22 protein-coding genes are annotated in these 25,671 nt (G+C 68.9%); 17 read left to right on the top strand and 5 right to left on the bottom strand.

The features are described 5' to 3' along the window. Positions 1–204: 3-deoxy-7-phosphoheptulonate synthase (locus ACZY0B_RS16645; RefSeq protein ID WP_463765228.1), on the top strand; the 204-nt coding region annotated here is incomplete at its 5' end. A 14-nt stretch (positions 205–218) separates the two neighbouring features. On the opposite strand, the gene ACZY0B_RS16640 is transcribed toward ACZY0B_RS16645, so the two are convergent. Beyond that, complete coding sequence (locus ACZY0B_RS16640; protein ID WP_463765227.1) at positions 219–1,454, bottom strand: protein kinase domain-containing protein; 1,236 nt, start codon at positions 1,452–1,454, stop codon at positions 219–221. A 90-nt stretch (positions 1,455–1,544) separates the two neighbouring features. Here ACZY0B_RS16640 and ACZY0B_RS16635 point away from each other — a divergent pair, with 90 nt between their 5' ends. Continuing rightward, on the top strand, positions 1,545–1,949 hold the full coding sequence (locus ACZY0B_RS16635; RefSeq protein ID WP_463765226.1) for an Rv2175c family DNA-binding protein: 405 nt from the start codon (positions 1,545–1,547) through the stop codon (positions 1,947–1,949). Here the strand turns inward: ACZY0B_RS16635 and ACZY0B_RS16630 are convergent. Continuing rightward, positions 1,946–3,484, bottom strand: a complete 1,539-nt coding sequence (locus tag ACZY0B_RS16630; RefSeq protein WP_463765225.1) for an alpha-(1->6)-mannopyranosyltransferase A — start codon at positions 3,482–3,484, stop codon at positions 1,946–1,948. The two genes, ACZY0B_RS16635 and ACZY0B_RS16630, sit on opposite strands and share 4 nt — an antisense overlap. 3 nt (positions 3,485–3,487) lie before the next feature. Then, complete coding sequence (gene idsA2, locus ACZY0B_RS16625; RefSeq protein ID WP_463765239.1) at positions 3,488–4,537, bottom strand: bifunctional (2E,6E)-farnesyl/geranyl diphosphate synthase; 1,050 nt, start codon at positions 4,535–4,537, stop codon at positions 3,488–3,490. Between the two features lie 226 nt (positions 4,538–4,763). Between idsA2 and ACZY0B_RS16620 the strand changes: the two genes are divergently transcribed. Next, a complete protein-coding gene (locus tag ACZY0B_RS16620; RefSeq protein ID WP_463765224.1) occupies positions 4,764–5,660 on the top strand; it encodes a mycobacterial-type methylenetetrahydrofolate reductase in 897 nt (298 codons plus the stop codon). Here the strand turns inward: ACZY0B_RS16620 and ACZY0B_RS16615 are convergent. After that, the gene (locus ACZY0B_RS16615; RefSeq protein ID WP_463765238.1) at positions 5,657–6,304 is read right to left on the bottom strand and encodes an LppM family (lipo)protein; all 648 of its coding nucleotides are present in this window, start codon (positions 6,302–6,304) and stop codon (positions 5,657–5,659) included. The genes ACZY0B_RS16620 and ACZY0B_RS16615 overlap by 4 nt on opposite strands. Positions 6,305–6,470: 166 nt before the next feature. Continuing rightward, positions 6,471–7,073, bottom strand: a complete 603-nt coding sequence (locus ACZY0B_RS16610; RefSeq protein ID WP_463765223.1) for a GNAT family N-acetyltransferase — start codon at positions 7,071–7,073, stop codon at positions 6,471–6,473. Between the two features lie 339 nt (positions 7,074–7,412). Between ACZY0B_RS16610 and ACZY0B_RS16605 the strand changes: the two genes are divergently transcribed. The 14 genes from ACZY0B_RS16605 (at position 7,413) to ftsZ (ending at position 25,645) form a co-directional block, all read left to right on the top strand. Continuing rightward, positions 7,413–7,811, top strand: a complete 399-nt coding sequence (locus ACZY0B_RS16605; RefSeq protein WP_463765222.1) for a DUF3040 domain-containing protein — start codon at positions 7,413–7,415, stop codon at positions 7,809–7,811. A 351-nt stretch (positions 7,812–8,162) separates the two neighbouring features. Continuing rightward, entirely contained in the window at positions 8,163–8,594 is a 432-nt protein-coding gene (gene mraZ / locus ACZY0B_RS16600; RefSeq protein ID WP_463765221.1) for a division/cell wall cluster transcriptional repressor MraZ, read from the top strand. Further along, complete coding sequence (rsmH, locus tag ACZY0B_RS16595; RefSeq protein WP_463765220.1) at positions 8,569–9,795, top strand: 16S rRNA (cytosine(1402)-N(4))-methyltransferase RsmH; 1,227 nt, start codon at positions 8,569–8,571, stop codon at positions 9,793–9,795. Before mraZ ends, rsmH begins: the two co-directional genes overlap by 26 nt. Continuing rightward, the gene (gene ftsL / locus ACZY0B_RS16590) at positions 9,792–11,066 is read left to right on the top strand and encodes a cell division protein FtsL (RefSeq protein ID WP_463765219.1); all 1,275 of its coding nucleotides are present in this window, start codon (positions 9,792–9,794) and stop codon (positions 11,064–11,066) included. The genes rsmH and ftsL overlap by 4 nt, the downstream gene beginning before the upstream one ends. Then, a complete protein-coding gene (locus ACZY0B_RS16585) occupies positions 11,063–13,117 on the top strand; it encodes a peptidoglycan D,D-transpeptidase FtsI family protein (RefSeq protein WP_463765218.1) in 2,055 nt (684 codons plus the stop codon). Before ftsL ends, ACZY0B_RS16585 begins: the two co-directional genes overlap by 4 nt. 190 nt (positions 13,118–13,307) lie before the next feature. Continuing rightward, entirely contained in the window at positions 13,308–14,852 is a 1,545-nt protein-coding gene (locus tag ACZY0B_RS16580; protein WP_463765217.1) for a UDP-N-acetylmuramoyl-L-alanyl-D-glutamate--2,6-diaminopimelate ligase, read from the top strand. Next, positions 14,849–16,378 carry a UDP-N-acetylmuramoyl-tripeptide--D-alanyl-D-alanine ligase gene (locus ACZY0B_RS16575; protein ID WP_463765216.1) on the top strand — a complete coding sequence of 510 codons (1,530 nt, stop codon included), beginning with the start codon at positions 14,849–14,851 and terminating at the stop codon, positions 16,376–16,378. The genes ACZY0B_RS16580 and ACZY0B_RS16575 overlap by 4 nt, the downstream gene beginning before the upstream one ends. Beyond that, complete coding sequence (mraY, locus tag ACZY0B_RS16570) at positions 16,375–17,454, top strand: phospho-N-acetylmuramoyl-pentapeptide-transferase (RefSeq protein ID WP_463765215.1); 1,080 nt, start codon at positions 16,375–16,377, stop codon at positions 17,452–17,454. Before ACZY0B_RS16575 ends, mraY begins: the two co-directional genes overlap by 4 nt. Position 17,455: 1 nt before the next feature. Continuing rightward, positions 17,456–18,904, top strand: a complete 1,449-nt coding sequence (gene murD, locus ACZY0B_RS16565) for a UDP-N-acetylmuramoyl-L-alanine--D-glutamate ligase (RefSeq protein WP_463765214.1) — start codon at positions 17,456–17,458, stop codon at positions 18,902–18,904. A gap of 7 nt (positions 18,905–18,911) precedes the next feature. Next, positions 18,912–20,633 carry a putative lipid II flippase FtsW gene (gene ftsW, locus ACZY0B_RS16560; protein WP_463765213.1) on the top strand — a complete coding sequence of 574 codons (1,722 nt, stop codon included), beginning with the start codon at positions 18,912–18,914 and terminating at the stop codon, positions 20,631–20,633. Then, positions 20,630–21,841: an undecaprenyldiphospho-muramoylpentapeptide beta-N-acetylglucosaminyltransferase gene (gene murG / locus ACZY0B_RS16555; protein WP_463765212.1), complete on the top strand. Its 1,212-nt coding sequence runs from the start codon at positions 20,630–20,632 to the stop codon at positions 21,839–21,841. The genes ftsW and murG overlap by 4 nt, the downstream gene beginning before the upstream one ends. Beyond that, positions 21,838–23,307 (top strand): UDP-N-acetylmuramate--L-alanine ligase, encoded by a 1,470-nt coding sequence (gene murC, locus ACZY0B_RS16550; RefSeq protein ID WP_463765211.1) that lies wholly within the window; start codon positions 21,838–21,840, stop codon positions 23,305–23,307. The genes murG and murC overlap by 4 nt, the downstream gene beginning before the upstream one ends. Next, the gene (locus ACZY0B_RS16545) at positions 23,304–24,251 is read left to right on the top strand and encodes a cell division protein FtsQ/DivIB (RefSeq protein WP_463765210.1); all 948 of its coding nucleotides are present in this window, start codon (positions 23,304–23,306) and stop codon (positions 24,249–24,251) included. The genes murC and ACZY0B_RS16545 overlap by 4 nt, the downstream gene beginning before the upstream one ends. A gap of 233 nt (positions 24,252–24,484) precedes the next feature. Beyond that, positions 24,485–25,645: a cell division protein FtsZ gene (gene ftsZ, locus ACZY0B_RS16540; RefSeq protein WP_463765237.1), complete on the top strand. Its 1,161-nt coding sequence runs from the start codon at positions 24,485–24,487 to the stop codon at positions 25,643–25,645. Positions 25,646–25,671 lie beyond the last annotated feature (26 nt).

Below are 25,671 nucleotides of genomic sequence, written 5' to 3'. Positions count from 1 at the left end.
GAGGTGCATCGCGCGCTGGGCACGCATCCGGGTGGCATCCACGTCGAGATCACCGGCGAGAACGTCACCGAGTGTTTAGGTGGTGCACAGGACATTTCGGACCACGACCTGGGCGGCCGCTACGAGACCGCCTGTGACCCGCGCCTGAACACCCAGCAGTCGCTGGAGCTGGCGTTCCTGGTCGCCGAGATGCTGCGCGACTGATCGCCGCCGAGAGCTCACAGCAGGCCGCTCAGATTGCTGCCGACCGTCCACCCTGCCATCGCCATCAAACCGGCGAGTGCCAGCACCAGCGCCACCCAGATCAGCACCATGCGGCGGCTTTGCTGACGCGCGAGGGCGAATTCGCTCATCGCGATACCGGCGAATTCGCCTGAGACAGGCTCGTATTCGTAGTCGTCGTCGGGTTCGACCGCCTCGGTGTCGGGCACCGGCTCCGCCCAGTCCCCGGGGCCACGCGTCAACTGGCGGGTGGGCTGACGGACCGCGGCCGGTGCCGGCGGTTGCGGCGCGGCAGGCCGCGGCTCAGGCATCCGGCTGTGGTGCAGCGCCGCCGAGCGATGCTGGGCGGAGTTGCGCGGCGCCGGCACCCGGAAGTCGGGCAGTCCCAGCTCCTCGGCGATCGCGTCGAGGTCGGCGAGCATCTCGATCGCGTCGGCGTACCGCTGCGCGGGGTCACGGGCAGTTGTGCACGCCACGAAATCGTCGAATTGCGTTGGCACACCCTCGATCAGGCTGCTGGGCCGCGGCACGTCGTTCTCGAGTCGCTGGTAGGCGACCGACAGCGGGGAGTCGCCGGTGAACGGTGTACCGCCGGTCAGCATTTCATAGGTGAGGATCCCGGCGGAGTAGACATCACTGCGTGGCCCGGCGTTTCCGTCGCGTACCTGCTCGGGCGACAGATAGGCCGCGGTGCCCAAAATGACACTGGTTGAGGTGATTCCGGCCGCCGCGACCGCACGCACCAACCCGAAATCGGCGATTTTGACCTCACCGTCGTCGGAGATCAGCACGTTCTCCGGTTTCACGTCGCGATGCACCAGCCCGGCGCGATGCGCGGCGGCCAGCCCGCCCAGCACCGGGCGCAGCACCGCCACCACGGCATGGGGCGGCATCGGGCCGCGTTCGGCCAGCAGCTCGCGCAGGGTGCCGCCCTCGATCAGCTCCATCACCAAAAACGGGTGGCTGCCGTCCTGGCCCTGGTCGTAAACCGCGACCAGCCCCGGGTTCTTCAGCCGGGCGACCGTGCGGGCCTCGAGCTGGAAGCGGGTCAGGAACTGACTGTCTCCGGCATAGCGCGAATCCATCACCTTCAGCGCGACCGGGCGGTCGAGCCGGACGTCGAGGCCGCGGTACACCGTCGAGGTGCCGCCGCTGGCGATCTTGCCCTGGACCAGGTAGCGGCCATCCAGCAACGTGCTGTCCAACGGGTCTGTAGTCCCGGGTCTGGTCACGGGGCCATCGTAGGTGCGGGCCTGCGATTAGCGGTGGAACACCCGCTCAACGCGCCTACGCACCCGGGCACCACGGCCTACACTTGCGCCGTGGGCAGTATTCCGGCCGGCGACGATGTTCTGGACCCCGACGAGCCAACCTACGACCTGCCCCGGGTCGCCGAGCTGCTCGGCGTGCCGGTGAGCAAGGTGCAGCAGCAGCTGCGAGAAGGCCATCTGCTTGCGGTGCGCCGCGCCGAGGGTGTGGTGGTACCGCAGGTGTTTTTCACCAACACCGGTGAGGTCGTCAAAAGCCTGCCGGGCTTGTTGACCATCCTGCACGACGGCGGCTACCACGAAACCGAGATCGTGCGCTGGCTGTTCACGCCGGACGCGTCGCTGACGGTGACCCGCGACGGCAGCCGGGATGCGCTCAACAACGCCCGTCCCGTCGACGCGTTGCACGCCCACCAGGCGCGCGAGGTGGTGCGCCGGGCTCAGGCCATGGCGTACTAAGCGGCGAGAGGTTCTTCGGCCCGCTCAACGCGGGATTCCGGGGGCCGGTAGAGGGTGTACCAGGCGACCAGCGCGGCCGCGGTGGCCATCGAAAAGTGCAGCCACGAATACATGCCGTGCGATCCGTCGGGCTTGAAAATCACCATGGCCCAGGTCGATAGCCCACCGATGACGGCGATTGCCCGTCGCGACTGGGCCAGCGGAGAAGCCACCGCCAGCGGCCAGGAGTAGTACCACGGGAGGGCGGCCGGAACGAACAGCACCACGATCAGCATCGACCACGCCATACCGGTCAGGGCGCCCCGGTCGTCGCGCCGGAACCGCCACCACAACAGCGGCAGTGACACCGCGATGATCGCGATTCCGATGTAGCGGGTGATCCGCAGCGTGGCGTAGAAGTTGACCGGGACAAACCCGTTGACCAGGAAGTGAATCACGTTCGCCGCCGCGGTCGGCACGGTCAGCCAGTTGATGATCTTCACCGATCCCGCCAGCGCGGTCAGCCACCCCAGGCCGACGCCGGCTGCCACGGACAAGATCGCGAACACCACCGCGAAGATCAGCAGGGCCATCGCGGTGGCCGCCGCGAATGCCCGGGCCGGCCGGTATCCGCGTTGGTCGCGCAGGTGCCGCATCCACACCCAGACCAGAAATGGCAACGCCAGCCCGGCGGTCGCTTTGACCGCCACCGCGACCGTGACCAGGGTGACGCCCAGGGCGTGGCGACCCTGGAAGGTCAGCGCGATCCCGGCGGTCATCAGACCCACCATCAGCATCTCGTTGTGGACGCCGCCCATCAGGTGGATCAGCACCAGCGGGTTCAGCACACAGATCCACAACGCCGTCGCGCCGCTGGTGCCAATGTGGTGGGCCAGTCGGGGAGCGGCCCAGATCAACAGTGCCAATCCGGGCAGCATGCACAACCGCAGCAGCAGGGTCCCGGCGATCACATGATTGCCGACCACCATCGTGACGAGCTTCGCGATCAGAATGAACACCGGGCCGTACGGCGCGGTGGTGATCGTCCAAATGGGGCTTACGTTGTCCAGCAACACATTCGGGTTGGCCACCGGGCCGACCGCGTAGGGATCGAAGCCGTCGCGCAGCAGCGCGCCCTGGGCCAGATAGGAATAGGTGTCGCGGCTGAAAACCGGCACCGACACCAGCAGGGGCGCCAACCAGAAGCCGGTGGTGGCTCGCATCATGAATTCGGTGGTTTCGCCGGCAACGACGCGGCGGCCCAGGGCCAGCCACGCGACCAGCATCAGCGCCACACCCGCCCACAACAGAATCGACGACAGCACCAGCCCGTGGCCAAAACGTAGCCAGGACATGTGGATTGACTCCAGCACGGGGTCGTGCGGCTTGGTGCTGCCCGCGCCCAGGCCGCCGACGGTGATCAGCACCGAACCCAGGAAGCCCAGCTTGGCCGGCCGGGCCTCCGGCGCGGCGGCGAACGCCTTCAGTTCTGAAAGACGCTGGCCAACAGACCTTTTCGCCGTCGGCGTGCTGTCCGCGGATGTCGGTGTGGTCATGGGTCAGGCGGACCGGTTGGTGGCCATCCTGGCCAGTTCGGAGAGCCCCGCCTTGGCCGGCGCGTTGATGGGTGCGGCCGCCAGCGCGGCCAGCGCCCGCTGGTTCAGCGTGGCGATGCGCTGCTCGGCGGCGGCCAGGGCGCCCACCGACTCGATCACGTCGCGCAGTTCGTCCACTTGCGCGTCGGTCAACGGCGCACCGATCGAGCTGCGTAAGAGGTTGGCCGCCAACGGATCTGACTTGTCCGCCAACTCCACCGCCTCGGCCAGCAGCACGGTGCGCTTGCCGGAGCGCAAATCGTCACCGGATGGCTTGCCCGTCACCGCCGGATCGCCGAACACACCCAGCACGTCGTCGCGCAGCTGGAACGCCACTCCGAGGTCGGTGCCGAACTGGCCGAAAACGGCTTGCACGTCCGGCCGGTCGGCGGCGGCGGCCACCCCGAGCTGCAGCGGCCGCGTCACGGTGTAGCAGGCGGTCTTGTACGTGTCGACGTTCATCGCCGACGCGATCGACTCCGCGGCGCTGGCCTCGGCGACGATGTCGAGGTATTGCCCGCCGAGCACCTCGGTGCGGATATCGGCCCAGACCCGCCGGACTCGTCGCTGCGCCTCGGGCGCCAAGGCTGCCCCGAACACGATGTCGTCGGCCCAGGCCAGGGCCAGGTCACCGAGCAGGATGGCCGCCGAAATCCCGAACCGGTCCGCGGAGCCCCGCCAATTGCGGTCGCGGTGCAGCGCGGCGAAGTGGACGTGAACCGTGGGCCTGCCGCGGCGGGTGGAGGAGTCGTCGATGACGTCGTCATGCACCAGCGCGCAGGCGTGCAGCAGCTCCAGCGCGGAAAACAGCAGCAGCACTTGCGGACCGGGCTCCGCATCGGCCACCGCACGCCATCCCCAATACGCGAAGGCGGGCCGCAGCCGTTTGCCCCCGCCCAGCACAAAGTCTTCGAGTGCGGAGATCAACGCGGCGTAGTCGCCGCCGATGTAAGCGGTCTCGCCCCGCCGCTCGTGCAAGTACCGGCGAAGTTGCTCGGCAATCGCGCCGGTCAACTCGACGGTTGCCGCTGCTTCGACGCTCAGCGCGGCGCCCCTTTCTGCTCGGCATGCCCGGTGTTCGCTAGGCCCGACCAGTGTATTCGCCGCGATGGCGCTGGCTAGCTCCACATGACCTGGGCGCCAGTGTGACCCAGGTTGCTTCGACCAGCCCGCTACGGCGGGCCGTGCGCCCACGCCCCTATGCTGGCGAGGTGCGAATCGTCCGAGGGAGAGGAGCCGCGTGACTCTCAACACCGTCGCGCTCGAGCTGGTGCCGCCGAACGTGGACGAGGGTCGGGAGCGGGCGCTTGACGAGGCGCACAAGGTACTGCGGTTTTCCGCGGAATCCGGTCTGGGCGGCCGCATCCGTCACGTGATGATTCCCGGCATTATCGCCGAGGACGACGACCGTCCCGTTCCGATGAAGCCAAAGTTCGACGTGCTGGACTTCTGGTCCGTCATCAAGCCCGAATTGCCGGCCATCAACGGCCTGTGCACACAGGTCACCGCCTTCATGGACGAACCGACACTGCGCCGGCGGCTCTCCGGTCTGATCGACGCCGGCATGGAAGGCGTGGTGTTCGTCGGCGTTCCGCGCACCATGAACGACGGCGAGGGCTCCGGCGTTGCGCCGACCGACGCCCTGTCGATCTATCGCGACCTGGTACCCAACCGCGGCGTGATCCTGATCCCCACCCGCGAGGGCGAACACGGCCGGTTCAACTTCAAGTGTGACCAGGGCGCCACCTACGGCATGACCCAGCTGCTGTATTCCGACGCGATCGTGGGCTTCTTGACCGAGTTCGCCAAGACCACGGATCGCCGGCCCGAGATCCTGCTGTCGTTCGGCTTCGTACCGAAGATCGAAAACAAGATAGGCCTGATCAACTGGCTCATTCAGGATCCGGGCAACGCCGCGGTGGCCGCCGAGCAGGAGTTCGTCAAAAAGCTGGCCGGCAGCGAACCGCCCGAGAAACGCCAGCTGATGCTCGACCTGTACAAGCGGGTGGTGGACGGCGTCGCCGAGCTCGGCTTTCCGCTGAGCATCCACCTGGAGGCGACCTACGGTCTGTCCGGACCGGCGTTTGCGACCTTCGCCGAGATGATCGACTACTGGTCGCCGGCCCAGCGCGTCTAGCTGGGCGGTTGATTGCGCGGTGCGGTGAACCGCTCGGAGCGGTCCCGGCTCATCCAGGCCAGCAGCGCGACCACGCCGGCCGCCGCGAAGGACGCGATGCCCAGCCAGACGCCCGCGCCGGTGAAGGAACGGGTGTTGGGATCGGTGTAGCGGGCCTGGGCGGTCATCGTGCTCACCACGCCCGGTTTGAGCTTCCAGGACACCGCATCGGGGTCAACGCGGTCACCGTTGGTCGAGGTCACGACACCGGGGAAGGCGACGGTCAGCTCGACGTCGGCGTCCGGGTCGGTCAGCGACGTCAGATCCGCCCGGCCTTCCAGGATCACCAGGTTGCCGTTGCGGCGCAGCGACAGATTGACGCCGGTCGCGTCGGGGTTCATGTTGGCCAGCTGCGGCAACTCGGCGAACGTCAGATCGGAGAACACCGCCTGCGACCCGACGTAGCCGTCGCTGTCGTAGTTCGACACCGCGACTTTCTGGTTGAACGCCAAGTTGCTGGTCTCGAGCTGCGGACCGGTGTCCTTGGGCGTCTTCGGTTTGGCCGCCGCGATGATCTCCCCGGACACCAGGTCGTCGGGCGAGACGGTGAGCGAGGCCCTGGCCCGCAGGCACCCGGTCGCCAGGGGAACCAGCAGCATCAGCATGGCGATGGCTAGCACGCGGCGCCGGGGGGCGGTGAACCCTCGGGCTCGGCGGGTGGGAGAGCTGGCGCGCACCAGGTCATCGTGCCAGATCCGGTGTGTCGCTACGGCACGTCGTCCGCTTGCGGGGCCGGCGGGTCGCCGGGCGGGCACCCGTGTCGTCATTCCGCTAGAGCGGCAGGGGCCGGCCCAGGATCGCGAATGCCCGTGGGTCACCGGCGAAGTGGTAGCCGCGGATGACGTCGGTGAACCCCAGCCGCCGGTACAACCGCCACGCGCGGTTGGGCTCGCCGGTGGTTTCGGGCGTGGACAGCAGGACGTTGCTCTCGCAGCGACCGGCGAGCAGCCGGCGGGCCAATGCCTCGCCGATGCCGCGGCCCTGGGCGCGCGGATGAATATGCAGTTCGGTCAGCTCGAAATAGCTGTTCATCAGCTGCGAGATCTCATTTTGTGGCTTGCCGCCGCGTTGCAACCCCAGGACAACCTGTTGCTGCCACCACTGTCCGGGCGCGCCGGGGTAGCCATAGGCGACGCCAAGCAACGGCGCATCGCTCAGCTCCGAAGCCGGCGGCACACCGCTGCCGTCGACCGCGTCAGCTTCTACCGCGGCAGCCGCCTGCCAGCCACGCCGGCGGATGTGCTCGAGCCACATGGCGGCGCGCTGGTTCTCGGTGCCCCGCGGGTACCGCATCGCGTCGACGTACACCCCCAGGGCGTCCTTGAGGCGGCGCTCCATATCGTTCGGCGGCAGATCGATGAGGAATATCGCCAACTCGCCGTGTCCTCCTCGTCCCAGTGATCGGGCCCCATGCGCTTACCGGCTTTCAGCGGTGCGCGGGCCCGGTGCCGGTATCGCCATTATCGGGTCCGAGGCGCATCGGCTGACGGGCGGTGGCGGCAACCGGCGGGCGACTCCGCACGTTTCGGCAAGGGTGTTGTAACGCATCGCCGTTGCCGCCCGATGATCGTCGGGAGGCACCGGAGATAGAATCGGGGTCGAACCAGTGGTACGGGTCAGATTGACCTCGTATCATTTGACTTAGTTGCTCATACAATGGGCATCCGCGTGCTACCGGTAGTTACGTGTCAACCTGTCGGCAAGGAGGGACGAATGCCACTCTCCGATCATGAGCAGCGGATGCTCGACCAGATCGAGAGCGCTCTCTACGCCGAGGATCCCAAGTTCGCGTCGAGCGTACGTGGTGGGGGATTCCGCGCACCGACCGCGCGGCGTCGTCTGCAGGGTGCGGCTCTCTTTGTCATCGGATTGGCGATGCTGGTGTCCGGCGTGGCGTTCAAGGCCACGATGATCGGCAGCTTCCCGATTCTCAGCGTCGTTGGCTTCGTGGTGATGTTCGGTGGTGTGGTGTTCGCCATCACCGGCCCGCGATTGGCCGGCCGCACAGATCATTCCGGCCCGGCGCAGGGCACGCGCCAGCGTCGCAACAAGGGCGGCGGCTCGTTCACCAGCCGTATGGAAGATCGCTTCCGCCGCCGCTTCGACGAATAGCGGAACCACTAAACACGCAGACCTTAAGGGGTAGCCGGAACGGCTACCCCTTGTTCTTGGTGCCGGAGCCCGATTCGAGACCCGATCGAGGCCAAGCTGAGCCCCACTGGGCCCCACCGGGGCGCCCCACCTTCCCCCACCGGCCGACTTTGGGGTCCTGAAATGCGGTTTCTCAATGCGGCGTGGTTGTCCCGAGATTGCGGTCCGTGGCCGCCGGGCGGCCTGTGGTGGCAAACGATCCGCGAAACACCCCGACGACACCCCTTTTATGGGGCAAAGTGGGGGGCTGTGGGGTATGGTGGCTGAAGTGTTCGGGCGAGGCGAAAGCCGGTCTCCGCAGGAGGTGAGCAGGTGTTTCTCGGCACCTACACGCCCAAACTCGATGACAAAGGGCGACTGACGTTGCCCGCCAAGTTCCGCGACGCGCTGGCAGGGGGGTTGATGGTCACCAAGAGCCAAGATCACAGCCTCGCCGTCTACCCGCGGGCGGAATTCGAGCAGCTGGCCCGCCGGGCGAGCAAGACGTCTCGAAGCAACCCGGAAGCCAGAGCGTTCCTGCGCAATCTGGCCGCCGGCACCGATGAGCAGCATCCGGATGCCCAGGGCCGCATCACCTTGTCGGCCGATCACCGTCGCTATGCAGACCTATCCAAGGACTGCGTGGTGATCGGAGCGGTCGACTACCTCGAAATTTGGGACGCCCAAGCCTGGCAGGACTACCAGCAGACGCACGAAGAGAACTTCTCCGCGGCCAGCGATGAAGCACTCGGCAACATCATCTGAGGCGCATGCCCGTGCATCGTGGCCTCTGCCCGAACCGACCCTGGCGTACTTCCCCAACGCCAGGTTCGTAACTTCGGACAGGGACCCCGGTGCAGGGGCGGCCTTCCTCAGGGCCGTCCCTCGTTCTGACGTGATCCTGCAGACGCGGGGAGGTGTTGGGATGGCCGACAAGCCAAATGATCTCGGGCCGAATGACTTCGGGCACGTGCCCGTGCTGCTGGAGCGTTGCGTCGAACTGCTCACCCCGGCGCTGACCCGCCACCACGCCGACGGATCCGGCGCCGTGCTCGTCGATGCCACCCTCGGTGCGGGCGGGCACGCGGAACGATTTCTGACCGAATTGCCGGGCCTGCGGCTGATCGGGATGGACCGCGATCCCAGTGCTCTGGATATTGCCCGGGCCCGCCTGGCGCCCTTCGCCGACCGCATCACGCTGGTGCATACGCGGTATGACGGCATCAAGGACGCCCTGGCCGAATCCGGTTATGCCGCAAACGAATCGATCGATGGGGCGCTGTTCGATCTGGGCGTCTCGTCGATGCAGCTGGACCGCGCCGAGCGGGGCTTTGCCTATGCGCAGGACGCGCCGCTGGACATGCGGATGGATCCTTCGTCGCCACTGACCGCGGCCGAGATCGTCAACACCTACGACGAGGCCGAGCTGGCGAACATCCTGCACCGTTACGGCGAGGAGCGATTTGCGCGCCGCATCGCCACTCAGATCGTCCGCCAGCGGGCCCGCACCCCGCTGCGCTCGACGGCCGAGTTGGTGGCGCTGCTCTACCAGGCGATTCCGGCTCCGGCCCGGCGCACCGGCGGACATCCGGCCAAGCGCACCTTCCAGGCGCTGCGGATCGCGGTCAACGACGAGCTGGGCTCGCTGCGCAGCGCCATCCCGGCCGCGTTGGACGCCCTGGCCGTCGCCGGGCGCATCGTGGTGATGGCCTACCAATCGCTGGAGGACCGGATCGTCAAACGCGTCTTCGCCGACGCGGTCGCCTCCCGCACACCGCTGGATCTCCCGTTCGAGCTGCCCGGCGGCGGCCCCCGATTCCGGTCGCTGACCCGTGGTGCCGAGCGCGCCGATGCCGACGAAATCGAACGTAACCCTCGCAGTACCGCCGTGCGACTACGGGCCTTGCAAAGGCTGGAACACGAGGGACAACCACAGCAGCGCGTGACCAAGAAGGGCGACTCATGAAAGCGAAAGCCAAGCGCGAGACGCCGAAACGCCGGGGCGGCAGCGACCGTAGCGGCCGAGGCGATGTTGCTGCCCGCAAGACCAGGCGCGGCGCGGCGGACTCGACGGCGCGTCGCACCCGGCCGGCACAGGCCTCGACGACCGGTCGCGAGGCGCGGCCGTCCAAATCGGGACCGCAGACCAGCCCCAATGCCCGGCCGGTCGAGCGGACGGCTCGCCCCAAGAGCAGCGGCCAGGCCAAGGCGCGCGCTAAGGCCCGGAAAGCCAAGGCGCCCAAGGCCATTCGGCCCAGGCTGACTGAGCGCATAGCCATCCGGCTGGCCTCGATCGACCTGCGCCCGCAGACACTGCTGGCCAAGGTTCCGTTTGTCGTGCTGATCATCGGTGCGCTCGGGCTCGGGTTGGCGCTGACCCTGTGGCTGTCGACCGACTCCGCCGAACGCTCCTACCAGTTGAGTCACGCTCGCGAGAAGACCCGGATGCTGCAGCAGCAGAAGGAGGCGCTGGAACGCGATGTGCGCGAGGCGGAGGCCGCGCCGGCGCTGGCTGAAGCGGCCCGCAAACAAGGCATGATCCCGACGCGCGACACCGCCCATCTGGTCCAGGACCCGACCGGCAACTGGGTGGTGGTCGGAACGCCCAAGCCTGCCGACGGCGTTCCGCCGCCGCCGCTGAACACGAAGCTGCCCGACGAAGGCCCTCCGGCGCCCCCGAAGCCGGCGGCGCTGCCGCCGGAAGTCCCGGTTCGTGTGCAACCGGATCCCGGTGCTGTTCTGCTGCCGGGCCGGCCCGGTGGGCCCGAAGCACTGCTGCGCGCTCCGGATGGTTCGACGACAGTAGGTGGCCAGCATCTGCCGCCGGCGGTGCCCGGTGCACCCGGTGGGCCGATCGCCGGGCAGTTCCCGGGGGTGCTGCCGGCGCCAGGACTACCCACTCAAGGGCTACCGGCGCAGGGACTTCCGAGGCAAGGACTTCCGGCTCAGGGGCTGCCCACCCCGGGCCTGCCGATGCCGGCGCAGGGCGGCCAAGCGTCCGCTCCGGTGCCCGCCGAAGTGCCGATCCCGGTCGGCGGGCTGCCCCTCGCGGTACCGGCTCCGCTACCCGCGGAAGTGCCGGTTCCCGTACAACCGGGCGGGGCGCCGCAAGGCCTGCAGGCCGGTGTCCCGGTCGCGCCCGGGCTGCCCGGGCCGCAAGCCGCACCGGGGCTCACGCCGAATAACGGCCTGCAGTTCGCACCGCCCGCCGCTGCCGCGCCAGGCGCGGCCCGGTGAGCCGCGGCGAGGACGGCCGGACACGACGGTCGCGGTCGACACGCGGGCCGCGCAAACCGCAGGAAGCCAAGGACGCGCGGCAACCGAACCGCAGTCGCAAACCGGAGAAGGCACAAAAAGGCCGGGATGCGCAGGAGCCAAAGGGATTCCGTAAGGCCAAGAAATCCGCTGCCCCCGGGCGCCCGGATGCGGCGGAGGGCCACTCGACACGTGAGCGACGCACCCGGTCGGTCGCCGAGGCCGGAACGCGCGGCGCGTCGTTCGCCTTTCGGCATCGAGCCGGCTACGCGGTCATCTTGGTGCTGATGCTGGTGGCGGGGGCGCAATTGTTCGTCCTGCAGGTGACCAACGCGCCGAAACTGCGCGCCCAGGCCGCCGGGCAGCTCAAGGTGACCGACGTCTCAAAAGCCGTCCGCGGCAGCATCGTTGACCGCAACAACCAACAGCTGGCGTTCACCATCGAGTCGCGCGCCCTGACGTTCCAGCCGAAGAAGATCCGCCAGCAATTGGAGGACGCCAAAAAGAAGAACCCGGCGGCCCCCGATCCGCAGGAACGGCTGCGCGACATCGCCAAAGAAGTTTCGGCTCGGCTGAACAACAGGCCGGACTACGCGACGGTGCTGAAGAAGCTGCAAACCGACGACAACTTCACCTATTTGGCGCGTGCCGTCGACCCGGCCGTCGCCAGCGCGATCTCGGACAAGTACCCCGAAGTCGGTTCCGAGCGACAGGATCTGCGCCAGTATCCGGGCGGATCGCTGGCGGCCAACATCGTCGGCGGCATTGACTGGGACGGTCACGGCCTGCTCGGCCTCGAGGACAGCATGGACTCGGTGCTGTCGGGAACCGACGGCTCGGTCACCTACGACCGCGGGTCCGACGGCGTGGTGATCCCCGGCAGTTACCGCAACCGACACAAGGCGGTCAACGGTTCGACCGTCCAGCTCACCATCGACGACGACATCCAGTTCTACGTGCAGCAGCAGGTCCAGCAGGCCAGGAATCTGTCTGGGGCGCACAATGTTTCGGCCGTCGTCCTGGACTCCAAGACTGGCGAAGTGCTGGCCATGGCCAACGACAACACCTTCGACCCGTCCCAGGACATCGGTCGCCAGGGCGACCGGCAACTGGGCAACCTGTCGGTGTCCTCGCCGTTCGAACCGGGCTCGGTGAACAAGGTGATCACCGCCTCCTCGGTCATCGAGTACGGCCTGTCCAACCCCGACGAGGTGCTCCAGGTCCCGGGCTCCATCAACATGGGTGGCGTCAACATCCATGACGCCTGGGACCACGGCGTGATGCCTTACACCACCACCGGCGTGTTCGGGAAGTCGTCCAACGTCGGAACGCTGATGCTGGCCCAACGCGTTGGCCCGGAACGCTATTACGACATGGTCCGCAAGTTCGGGCTGGGGCAGCGCACCAACGTCGGGCTGCCTGGTGAGAGCGCCGGGCTGGTGCCGCCCATCGACCAGTGGTCGGGCAGTACTTTCTCCAACCTGCCTATCGGCCAAGGTCTTTCGATGACGCTGCTGCAGATGACGGACATGTACCAGACCATTGCCAACGACGGCGTGCGGATACCGCCGCGAATCATCAAGGCCACCCTCGCCGCCGACGGCACCCGGACCGAGGAAGCGCACCCGGAAGGTGTTCGGGTGGTTTCGCCGCAGACCGCGCAGACCGTGCGGCAGATGCTGCGCGCCGTCGTGCAACGCGACCCGATGGGCTACCAGCAGGGCACCGGTTCCGCGGCCGCGGTGCCCGGCTACCAGATGGCCGGCAAGACGGGTACCGCCCAGCAGATCAACCCGGGCTGTGGCTGCTACTTCGACAACGTCTACTGGATCACCTTCGCGGGGATGGCCACCGTCGACAATCCCCGCTACGTGATCGGCATCATGATGGACAACCCCGATCGCAACGCGGACGGTACGCCCGGCCACTCGGCGGCCCCGCTGTTCCACAACATCGCCGGCTGGCTGATGCAGCGGGAGAACGTCCCGCTCTCACCCGACCCGGGACCGCCGCTGACCCTGCAGGCCACCTAGGGCCCACTCGGGTCGTCGAGCGTGCGGTGAGGGCGTCGACTGTGCCCCTATCACGCCACCGGCGCACACTCAAAGCCCTCGATGCACACTCGACGGGAGCGCGGGTGTGCCTCATGGCCGAACGCGTCTCGATAGGGTGTCATGGCTGATCATGGCGATTACGCGGCGTCCCAGGGAGGTGTGACCGGAAGTGCAGGTGTCCACGGAGCTGCGCCCCCGCAGGGGTGCGGGCGTGCGACTGCCTGCGCTGGCGGCGCAAGTGGGCGCGGTGCCGGCCGGTGGCGGCGCCGTTCCCGACGTGCCGATCACCGGTGTGACGCTGCGCGCCCAGGACGTGTTGCCCGGTGACCTGTTCGCCGCGCTGGCCGGCTCCATTACCCATGGCGCCCGCTATGCCGGCGACGCGATCGAACGTGGTGCCGTCGCGGTGCTCACCGACGCCGCCGGGGTCGCCGAGATGGGCGCTCTGGCCGGCAGTGTGCCGACCTTGGTGTACCCCGCGCCGCGCGGCGTCCTGGGCGGGCTGGCCGCCACCGTGTACGAAAACCCGTCCGACCGGGTGACGGTGGTCGGGATCACCGGCACCTCAGGCAAAACCACCACGACCTATCTGGTCGAGTCCGGTCTGCGCGCCGGCGGCCACACCGCGGGGCTGATCGGGACCATCGGCATCCGTATCGACGGCGCCGACATCCCCAGCGCTCTGACCACTCCCGAGGCGCCCGCGCTGCAGGCGATGTTGGCCGCGATGGCCGAACGCGGGGTGGACACCGTCGTCATGGAGGTCTCCAGTCACGCGCTGACGTTGGGCCGGGTCGACGGAACCCGTTTCGCGGTGGGCGGATTCACCAACCTGTCCCGCGACCACCTCGACTTTCACCCCACCATGGCCGATTACTTCGAAGCCAAGGCGGTGTTGTTCGATCCGAACTCACCGCTGCACGCCCGCCGGGCCGTCGTGTGCATCGACGACGACGCCGGACGTGCGATGGCCGCGCGCGCCGCAGACGCGATAACGGTCAGCGCGACCGGCCAACCCGCGCACTGGCGCGCGACGGACGTGGCGTCGACGGGTGCCGGGGGACAAGAGTTCACCGCCGTCGACCCCGCCGGTGGCCGACACCGTATCGGCATTCGGCTGACAGGCGCCTATAACATCGCCAATTGCCTTGTGGCACTGGCTATTCTGGATGCGGTCGGGGTCTCGCCGGAGCAGGCATCGGCGGGGCTGCTGGACACTCGAGTCCCGGGGCGGTTGGAAGACATCGACCGCGGCCAGGATTTCCTCGCCCTCGTCGATTACGCCCATAAGCCCGGCGCGCTGCGGGCGGTATTGACCACCCTGCTGCGCCCGGACCGACGGCTGGCGGTGGTGTTCGGCGCCGGTGGCGATCGCGACCCGGGCAAGCGGGGGCCGATGGGCGGCGTCGCCGCCGAGCTGGCCGACCTGGTCGTCGTCACCGACGACAACCCACGCAGTGAGGATCCCGCGGCGATCCGGCGCGAGATCGTAGCCGGCGCAGCGGAAGCCGGCTCGAAAGCACAGGTGATCGAGATCGCCGACCGGCGCGACGCGATCAGGCACGCCGTCGGCTGGGCCGGCCCCGGCGACGTGGTGCTGATCGCCGGCAAAGGCCACGAAACCGGGCAGCGCACCGGCGATGTGGTCCGCCCGTTCGACGACCGAGTGGAGCTGGCCGCGGCGCTGGAAGACCTCCGCGGGGCACGCCGATGATCGACCTGACCGTCGCGCAGATCGCCGAGATCGTCGGCGGCACGCTGGCCGACATCTCACCGCAGGACGCCGCGGAACTCCACGTCACCGGGACCGTCGAATTCGACTCGCGCGCCGTCGGTCCCGGCGGGCTGTTTCTGGCGCTGCCGGGGGCGCGCTCGGACGGCCACGACCATGCGGCCTCGGCGGTGGCGGCCGGCGCGGTGGCGGTGCTGGCGGCGCGGCCGGTTGGGGTTCCCGCCATCGTGGTGGCCCCCGAAGGCGCTTCCGGATCGCGGGCCGGGGTGCTCGAGCACGACCCGGACGGCTCGGGCGCCGCAGTGCTGGGCGCGCTGGCCAAGCTGGCCAAAATGGTGGCCGAGCAGCTGGTGGCCGGCGGCCTGACGATCATCGGGATCACCGGCTCGTCGGGAAAGACGTCGACCAAAGACCTGGTGGCCGCGGTGCTCGAACCGCTGGGTGAAGTCGTGGCCCCGCCGGGATCGTTCAACAATGAGCTGGGTCATCCCTGGACGGTGCTGCGTGCCACGCGCAGCACCGACTACCTGGTTTTGGAAATGTCGGCACGCCATCCAGGCAATATCGCCGCCCTGGCGCAGATCGCCCCGCCCGCAATCGGCGTCGTGCTCAACGTCGGCACCGCGCATCTCGGCGAGTTCGGCTCGCGTGAGGCCATCGCACGGACGAAATCCGAACTGCCACAGTCTGTTCCGCCCTCGGGCGTGGTCATCCTCAATGTCGACGACCCGTCGGTGGCGGCGATGGCGCATGTCAGCTCGGGCTGGGTGGTGCGGGTCAGCCGGGCCGCCCACACCGATTCGGGGCCCAGCGACGTCTGGGCCGAAGGCGTGTCGCTGGACGAATTGGCCAGGCCGCGCTTTACCCTGCACGCGATGGACGCGCGAGGCGCCCTGGAAGCCGAGGTACAGCTCGGCGTCTACGGCGAACACCAGGTCACCAATGCGTTGTGTGCCAGTGCGGTCGCGCTGCAGTGCGGCGCCAGCGTCGGGCAGATCGCCGCGTCGCTCGCCGCGGCCGGGCCGGTGTCGCGGCACCGCATGCATGTGACCGACCGCTCGGACGGGGTGACCGTCATCGACGACGCGTACAACGCCAATCCCGACTCGATGCGGGCGGGACTGCAGGCGCTGGCTCAGATCGCCCGCGGTGGAAAGAGCCAGAGACGCAGCTGGGCGGTGCTGGGCGAGATGGCCGAGCTCGGCGAGGACGCGATATTCGAGCACGATGCCATCGGCCGGCTGGCGGTGCGCTTAGATGTGTCTCGACTTGTTGTCGTGGGAACGGGGAGGTCGGTAACCGCGATGCACCACGCTGCGGTCATGGAGGGCTCGTGGGGCGCGTCCGGCGATAGAGGGGCCGTGAACGTGGCCGACGGCGACGCCGCCCTGGCGTTATTGCGGGCCGAACTGCAACCCGGCGACGTCGTCCTGGTGAAGGCGTCCAACGCCGCCGGGCTGGGCGCGCTGGCCGAGGCGCTGGCCGCAGAGGGTGGGGCTCGCCCATGAGACAGATCCTCGTCGCCGTCGCGATCGCCCTGACCGTGTCGATCCTGCTGACCCCGGCGCTGATCCGGCTGTTCACCAAGCAGGGGTTCGGCCACCAGATCCGTGAGGACGGCCCGCCGAGCCACCACACCAAACGTGGCACGCCGTCGATGGGCGGTGTGGCGATCCTGGCGGGCATCTGGGCCGGCTACCTGGGCACTCACCTCGCCGGGCTGGCGTTTGACGGCGAAGGCGTTTCCGCATCGGGCCTGCTGGTGTTGGGCCTGGCCACCATCCTGGGCGGCGTCGGCTTCCTCGACGACCTGATCAAGATCCGCAGGTCGCGCAACCTGGGTCTGAACAAGACGGCCAAAACGGTCGGACAGATCGCGGCCGCGGTGCTGTTCGGTGTCTTGGTCTTGGGATTCCACAACGCCAACGGCTTGACGCCGGCCAGCGCGGATCTGTCCTACGTGCGCGAAATCGCCACCGTCGCACTGGCTCCGGGGCTGTTTGTGCTGTTCTGCGTGATCGTCGTCAGCGCCTGGTCGAATGCGGTCAACTTCACCGACGGCCTGGACGGGCTGGCCGCGGGCTGCATGGCGATGGTCACCGGCGCCTACGTGTTGATCACCTTCTGGCAGTACCGCAACGCGTGCGCCACGGCGCCGGGCCTGGGCTGCTACAACGTGCGCGACCCGCTGGACCTGGCGATCGTCGCGGCCGCGACCGCGGGCGCGTGCATCGGGTTCCTGTGGTGGAATGCCGCGCCCGCCAAGATCTTCATGGGTGACACCGGCTCGCTCGCGTTGGGCGGCATCATCGCGGGTTTGTCCGTCACCAGCCGCACCGAGATCCTCGCGGTGGTGCTGGGTTCGCTGTTCGTCGCCGAGGTCACCTCGGTGGTGCTGCAGATCCTGACCTTCCGGACGACCGGGCGCCGGGTGTTCCGGATGGCGCCCTTCCACCACCATTTCGAGTTGAGCGGCTGGGCGGAAACGACGGTGATCATCCGCTTCTGGCTGCTCACCGCGATCGCGTGCGGCCTGGGCGTGGCGCTGTTCTACGGTGAGTGGCTCGCCACGATCGGCGCGTGACATGCCCGGGCTCGAACCCTTGGAGGCGGGTGCGCCCGTCCTGATCGCCGGTGCGCGGGTGACCGGCCGGGCAATTCTGGGTGCGCTGACCCGGTTCGGTGCCGCGGGAACACTGTGCGACGACGATCCGGCCATGCTGCGCCCCTACGCCGAAAGCGGTGTTGCGACAGTCGATCCGGCGACGGCGATTGCTCACATCGCCGACTACGCGCTGGTCGTCACCAGTCCCGGATTCCAGCCGTCGGCGCCGGTGCTGGCCGCCGCCGCGGCGGCGGGCGTGCCGATCTGGGGTGACGTGGAGCTGGCCTGGCGGCTGGATGCCGCGGGCTGCTACGGCACGCCGCGCCGCTGGCTGGTCGTGACCGGCACCAACGGCAAGACCACGACGACGTCGATGCTGCATGCCATGTTGATCGCCGGGGGACGGCGCAGCCTGCTGTGCGGCAACATCGGCGACCCCGTTCTCGACGTCCTGGACCAGCCGGCCGACCTGCTGGCTGTCGAGCTGTCGAGCTTTCAGCTGTTCTGGGCCCCGTCGCTGCGGCCCGAGGCGGGCGTGGTGCTCAACATCGCCGAGGACCACCTGGACTGGCATTCGTCGATGGCCGAATACACCGCGGCGAAGGCCCGGGTGCTGGGCGGCCGGGTCGCGGTGGTCGGGCTGGACGACAGCCGGGCCGCCGCTTTGCTGAGCACCGCGGCGGCGCCGGTGCGGATCGGTTTCCGGCTTGGCGAGCCGGCCGCGGGGGAGCTCGGTGTGCGGGACGGGCAGCTGATCGACCGCGCCTTTGCCGACGACCTGGCCCTGCTGCCGGCCGCGTCCATCCCGGTGCCGGGCCCGGTCGGCGTGCTCGACACCCTGGCCGCGGCGGCGCTGGCCCGCAGCGTCGACGTGCCCGCCGACGCGATCGCGCAGGCCGTCTCGACCTTTGCGCCGGGTCGGCATCGTTGCGAAGTCGTCGCGGTGGCCGACGGGATCCGCTTTGTCGACGACTCGAAGGCCACCAACCCGCACGCCGCCGAGGCGTCGGTGATGGCCTACCCGCGGGTGGTGTGGGTGGCCGGCGGTTTGCTCAAGGGTGCATCGCTGGACGCCGAGGTCGCCAGAATTGCATCCCGGCTGGTCGGCGCGGTGCTCATCGGCCGCGATCGCCAAGAGGTTGCCGAGGCGTTATCGCGACACGCGCCCGATGTCCCCGTCGTGCAGGTTGTGACAGGCGAGGATGCTGGTATGCATGCGACTGCTGATACTGATGTGACAAAAGTTGACAGTGCGGGGGAAAGTCTCGGCGTTCGCGTGATGACCGCAGCTGTGGCCGCGGCTCGTGATTTGGCAAAGGCAGGGGATACGGTGCTGCTGGCGCCGGCGGGGGCATCGTTTGACCAGTTCAGCGGCTACGCAGACCGTGGCGACGCATTCGCGGCCGCCGTACGTGCGGCGCTGCGGTAGGCGGGTTGTGGGTAACGCGCTGACCCGGCGCCTTCGTCGGGGCAAGAAAAAGAATGAGACCGCGCCGGCCGCCCACGGCGAGGCGGCGGAGGCCGTCGCCGACGACACGGCGGAAGCTGCCGAGGCTCCGACCGACGCGCTGCAAACCCCGGACGCTGCCGAGTCCGACGCGAAACCGGCCCCAGCGCCCGTGGAGCCGGCCCCAGCGGCGACAAAAGCCAAGGTCAAAGACCCGGAGCACAGTCCGCGGGCCCGGTTCGGCGCCTGGCTGGGCCGGCCCATGACCTCGTTTCACCTGATCGTCGCCATCACCGCATTGCTGACCACGTTGGGCCTGACCATGGTGCTCTCGGCGTCGGGCGTGCGGTCCTATGGCGACGACGGGTCCGCGTGGGTGATCTTCGGTAAGCAGGTGTTGTGGACGGTCATCGGCGTCTTTGGGGCCTACTTCGCCATGCGGGTGCCGGTGCGGTTCATCCGCCGGGTGGCCTTCCCCGGATACCTGATCACCATCATTTTGCTGGTGCTGGTGCTCGTTCCCGGAATCGGAAACCTCGCCAACGGCTCGCGGAAGTGGTTCGTCGTCGCCGGCCTCTCGATGCAGCCCTCTGAGCTGGCCAAAATCGCCTTCGCGATCTGGGGTGCCCACCTGCTGGCGGCCCGGCGCATGGAGCGAGCCTCGCTGCGCGAGATGCTGATCCCGCTGGTGCCGGCCGCGGTCATCGCGCTGGGTCTGATCGTGGCCCAGCCCGACCTCGGGCAGACGGTGTCGCTGGGCATCATCCTGCTGGCCCTGTTGTGGTACGCCGGGCTGCCGCTGCGAGTCTTCGGCACGTCGCTCCTCGCGGTCTTCATGGCCGGCGCGGTGTTGGCGATGTCGGCCGGTTACCGGTCGGACCGGGTGCGGTCGTGGATCAACCCGGAGAACGACCCGCAGGACACCGGCTACCAGGCCCGACAGGCGAAGTTCGCGCTGGCCCACGGCGGCATCTTCGGCGACGGCCTCGGTCAGGGCACCGCCAAGTGGAACTACCTGCCCAACGCGCACAACGACTTCATCTTCGCGATCATCGGCGAGGAGCTCGGCTTCATCGGCGCGTTCGGTCTGCTGGCGTTGTTCGGGTTGTTCGCCTACACCGGGATGCGGATCGCGCGCCGGTCGGCCGACCCGTTCCTGCGGCTGCTGACCGCCACCACGACGATGTGGATCCTCGGGCAGGCCTTCATCAACATCGGCTACGTGATCGGCGTGCTGCCGGTGACCGGTCTGCAGCTGCCATTGATATCCGCTGGCGGAACATCTACGGCCGCAACGCTTTTCATGATCGGAATCATGTGCAATGCCGCACGACACGAACCCGAGGCCGTCGCCGCGCTGCGCGCCGGGCGTGACGACAAGATGAACCGGCTGCTGCGACTGCCACTGCCGGAGCCGTATGTGCCGAGCCGTATCGAGTCGTTTCGTGATCGCAAGCGATCGCAGCCGCAAAAGCCGCGACCGCCCGCCCCGGGACGTGCTCGCAAGGCCCCTGCCCGGAAAGCTGAGCCACCCGCCCGAAAGGGTGCCCGCAAGCCCGAGCCGCCACTGCGGCCGGTTTTCGACCGGACAGCCGCCCGGGCGGACTCGCGTTCAGGGCATCATGGATCTGGCCAGCGCTACCCGAGACAGGGAGCCGGCCAGCGTCAGACACGGCGCGCTCGCGCATTGGAAGGTCAGCGTTACGGGTGAACCACACGATCAAGGAGCCGGCCGGCGGGCAGGGGGTAAGTCCCTCGCCCGCCGGTGCCGCGTTGTCGGTCGTGCTGGCCGGCGGCGGCACCGCCGGCCATGTGGAGCCCGCGATGGCCGTCGCCGACGCCCTGAGCGCGCTGGATCCGCAGGTCCGGATCACCGCATTGGGCACCGCGCGCGGCCTCGAGACCAGGCTGGTTCCCGAACGCGGCTACCACCTCGAACTGATCACTCCGGTGCCGCTGCCGCGTAAACCCAGCGGTGACCTGGCCCGGCTGCCACTGCGGGTGTGGCGCGCCGTCCGCGAGACCCGCACGGTGCTCGACGCCGTCGACGCCGACGTCGTGGTGGGCTTCGGCGGCTACGTGGCCCTGCCGGCCTACCTCGCCGCCCGCGGTTTCCCGACGCTGCGGCGCCGTATTCCGGTGCTGATCCACGAGGCCAACGCCCGCGCCGGGCTGGCGAACCGGGTCGGCGCCCGCATCGCGGAGCGGGTGCTGTCCGCGGTGCCGGATTCCGGGCTACGGCACGCCGAGGTTGTCGGGGTCCCGGTTCGGGCCACCATCACCACGCTGAACCGCGCGGCGCTGCGGGCGCAAGCGCGCCAGCACTTCGGGTTCGCCGCCGACGCGAGAGTGTTGCTGGTGTTCGGCGGTTCGCAGGGCGCGGTATCCCTCAACCGCGCGGTCTCGGCGGCCGCCGCCGACCTGGCCGCCGCGGGCGTGTCCGTGCTGCACGCGCACGGGCCCAAGAACACCCTTGAGCTGCGCGAGCCCCAAGACGGCGATCCGCCTTACCGGGCGGTGCCCTACCTGGACCGGATGGACCTGGCCTACGCGGCCGCCGACCTGGCCATCTGCCGCTCCGGGGCGATGACGGTCGCCGAGGTGTCGGCCGTCGGCCTGCCCGCGATCTATGTCCCGCTCCCGATCGGCAACGGCGAGCAGCGCCTCAACGCGCTGCCGGTGGTCAACGCCGGGGGCGGCGTGGTGATCCCCGACGCTGTCCTGACACCGGAGCTGGTGGCCCGCGAGGTGAGCGGGCTGCTCACCGACCCGCCGCGGCTGGCCTCGATGACCGCGGCCGCCGCGCGGGTGGGGCACCGGGATGCTGCGCGCCGGGTCGCGGAGGCGGCGCTGGACATCGCGCGGCAAGCACGCGATAGGGGGCCGCGGTCGGGCCGGAGGGCCGGGAAAACGCCGTGACCGCCGATCAGTTGCCGCCCGAGCTGCAGCGGGTGCACATGGTGGGCATCGGGGGAGCCGGAATGTCGGGCATCGCCCGCATCCTGCTGGATCGGGGCGGGCTGGTGTCGGGGTCGGACGCCAAGGAGTCGCGCGGCGTACACGCGTTGCGGGCCCGGGGCGCGCTGATCCGCATCGGACACGACCCGTCGTCGCTGGACCTGCTGCCCGGCGGCGCCACCGCGGTCATCACCACCCACGCTGCCATCCCGAAGACCAACCCGGAGCTGGTCGAGGCCCGGCGCCGCGGCATACCGGTGCTGTTGCGGCCGGCGGTGCTGGCCAAGCTGATGGACGGGCTCACCACGCTGATGGTCACCGGCACCCACGGCAAGACCACGACGACGTCGATGCTGATCGTGGCGCTGCAGCACTGCGGGCGCGACCCGTCGTTCGCGGTGGGCGGGGATCTCGGTGAGGCCGGCACCAACGCCCACCACGGCAGCGGCGATTGTTTCGTCGCCGAGGCCGACGAAAGCGACGGCTCGCTGCTGGAGTACACGCCCGACGTCGCGGTGGTCACCAACATCGAGATCGATCACCTGGATTTCTACGGCAGCGCCGACGCCTATGTCGCGGTCTTCGACGCCTTTGTGGAGCGGCTGGCCCCGGGCGGCGCGCTGGTGGTGTGCACCGACGACCCCGGGGCGGCCGCGCTGGCCCAGCGCAGCAGCGAACTGGGAATTCGGGTGTTGCGCTACGGGTCCGGGTCGCAAGGCGAGACGGACCAGGGTCTGGCCGGGACGTTGCTGTCGTGGGAGCAGCAGGGTACCGGAGCCGTCGCACACATCCGGTTGGGCTCGGAACCGGTGCGCGCGATGCGGCTGTCGGTGCCCGGACGGCATATGGCGCTCAACGCACTGGGGGCGTTGCTGGCCGCGATCGAGGTCGGCGCCCCGGCCGATCAGGTGCTCGACGGACTGGCCGGTTTCGAGGGCGTGCGTCGCCGCTTCGAACTGGTCGCAGCGGTGGGGTCGGTGCGAGTGTTCGACGACTACGCCCACCATCCGACCGAGATCGCCGCGACGCTGGCGGCGGTCCGCACGGTCGTCGAGCAGGGCGGGGAAGGGCGCGCGCTGGTGGTGTTCCAGCCCCACTTGTATTCGCGGACAAAGGCTTTCGCCGCTGACTTCGGTCGCGCACTCAACGCCGCCGACGAGGTGTTCATTCTCGACGTGTACGGCGCCCGCGAACAGCCGTTGGCCGGTGTCAGCGGCGCCAGCGTCGCCGAGCACGTCAGCGTGCCGGCGCACTTCCTGGCGGATTTCTCCGCGGTCGCCGAGCGGGTGGCCGCCGCCGCCGGTCCCGGCGACGTCATCGTCACGATGGGCGCCGGCGACGTGACGCTGCTGGGGCCCGAGATCGTGACGGCGCTACGGGTGCGGGCCAATCGCAGCGCGCCCGGCGCGCCCGGGGTGTTGCGGTGACCGAGCCCAACGAGCCCACCGAACCGCCCGACGTGGCCGCCGATTCGGTCGACACCGCGGTCACCGAACCGATCCCCGTCGAAGAAGCCCAACCGGAAACCGATCAAACCGAGGCCGAGCAGACCGAATTCGAGGGGCCGCGCCGCCGGGAACGGCGCGAACGGGCCGAACGCCGCGCCGCGCAGGCCCGGGCCACCGCGATCGAGGAAGCTCGCCGCGAAGCCAAGCGCCGGGTCAGCGGCCGCACCGTCAACCAACCCAAGCCCGTTGGGCGTGGCGTCGTCCGGGGCTTGAAGATGCTGCTCGCCACGGTGATGTTGGTGATCGTCGGCGTCGGGCTGGCGCTGATTCTCTACTTCACGCCCGTGATGTCGGCGCGCAATATCGTGGTCACCGGCACCGGCGAGGTGACCCGCGAAGAGGTCCTTGACGCGGCGCGGGTGCGGGTCGGCACGCCGCTGCTGCAGATCAACACCAACCAGGTCGCCGACCGGGTGGCGGCGATCCGCCGGGTGGCCAGTGCCCGGGTGCAGCGTCAGTACCCGTCGGCGCTGCGAATCACGATCGTCGAGCGAGTTCCCGTGGTGGTGAAGGACTTTCCCGACGGGCCGCACCTGTTCGACCGCGACGGCGTCGATTTCGCGACCGGACCGCCACCACCGGCGCTCCCGTACATCGACGTCGCCAACCCCGGGCCGACCGACCCGACGACCAAGGCCGCGTTGGAGGTGCTGCTGGCGCTGCGACCCGAGGTCGCGGGTCAGGTGGGCCGGATCGCGGCGCCGTCGCTGGCCTCGATCACCCTCACGCTGGGCGATGGGCGAGTGGTGATCTGGGGGACGACGGACCGGACGGACGAAAAGGCCGAGAAGCTGGCCGCGCTGCTGACCCAGCCGGGCAAGACCTACGACGTGTCCAGCCCCGATTTGCCAACCGTCAAGTAGCGGCCCGTTGGCGTGCCCCGCTCCGGGCACGCCAAACACGAAAAAATTGACCAAAATTTGCGCGCGGCGTGTCGGCGCGCCTGCACGGTTAGCGCGCGTCGTGCCCATACCGTTCTGGTTGCGCGGAACTACTTGACATAACTCTAACTCTATGGTTGAGGTTGAGAGTTTGCCAGGGGGGACCGCCACCGTTCCGGTAAGACCGAATCCCCACCAGGGAGGAAGACGAGATGATGACCCCCCCGCACAACTACCTGGCCGTCATCAAGGTTGTGGGTATCGGTGGCGGCGGCGTCAACGCCGTCAACCGGATGATCGAACAGGGCCTCAAGGGCGTTGAGTTCATCGCGATCAACACCGATGCGCAGGCTTTGTTGATGAGCGATGCCGACGTCAAGCTCGACGTGGGCCGCGACTCCACCCGAGGACTGGGCGCCGGCGCCGATCCCGAGGTCGGGCGCAAGGCCGCCGAAGACGCCAAGGACGAGATCGAAGAGCTGCTCCGCGGCGCTGACATGGTGTTCGTCACCGCCGGCGAAGGCGGCGGAACCGGCACCGGCGGCGCCCCCGTCGTCGCCAGCATCGCCCGCAAGCTGGGCGCGCTGACCGTCGGCGTGGTCACCCGGCCGTTCTCGTTCGAAGGTAAACGGCGCAGCAACCAGGCCGAAAACGGCATCGGGTCGCTGCGCGAGAGCTGCGACACCCTGATCGTGATTCCCAACGACCGACTGCTGCAGATGGGCGATGCCGCGGTGTCGCTGATGGATGCATTCCGCAGCGCCGACGAGGTGCTGCTCAACGGCGTCCAGGGCATCACCGACCTGATCACCACGCCGGGTCTGATCAACGTCGACTTCGCCGACGTCAAGGGCATCATGAACGGTGCCGGCACCGCGTTGATGGGCATCGGTTCGGCCCGCGGTGAGGGCCGGGCGCTCAAGGCCGCCGAGACGGCGATCAACTCACCGCTGCTGGAACAGTCGATGGAGGGCGCGCAGGGCGTGCTGATGTCGATCGCCGGTGGCAGCGACCTGGGCCTGTTCGAAATCAACGAGGCGGCTTCGCTGGTGCAGGACGCCGCCCACCAGGACGCCAACATCATCTTCGGAACCGTCATCGACGACTCGCTGGGCGACGAGGTGCGCGTCACCGTCATCGCGGCGGGCTTCGACGCCGCCGGATCCGGGCGTAAATCCGTGGTCGGCGGCAGCGCCGACAAGGGGGATAAGACCGGCGGTGCGCACCGGATCGAGTCGGCGAAGGCGGGCAAGCTCACCTCGACGCTGTTCGAGCCGGTCGACGCCGTCAGCGTCCCGGTGCACACCAACGGTTCGACCTTGAATATCGGTGGCGATGACGACGACGTCGATGTGCCGCCCTTCATGCGCCGCTGAGAACGGCCATGCGCCCGACCTCCGGC

It is taken from the genome of Mycobacterium sp. IDUB_19 (genome assembly GCF_055419445.1).
Note: the sequence above shows the minus strand (reverse complement) of the source record. Positions and strands in the feature narration are given on the sequence as shown.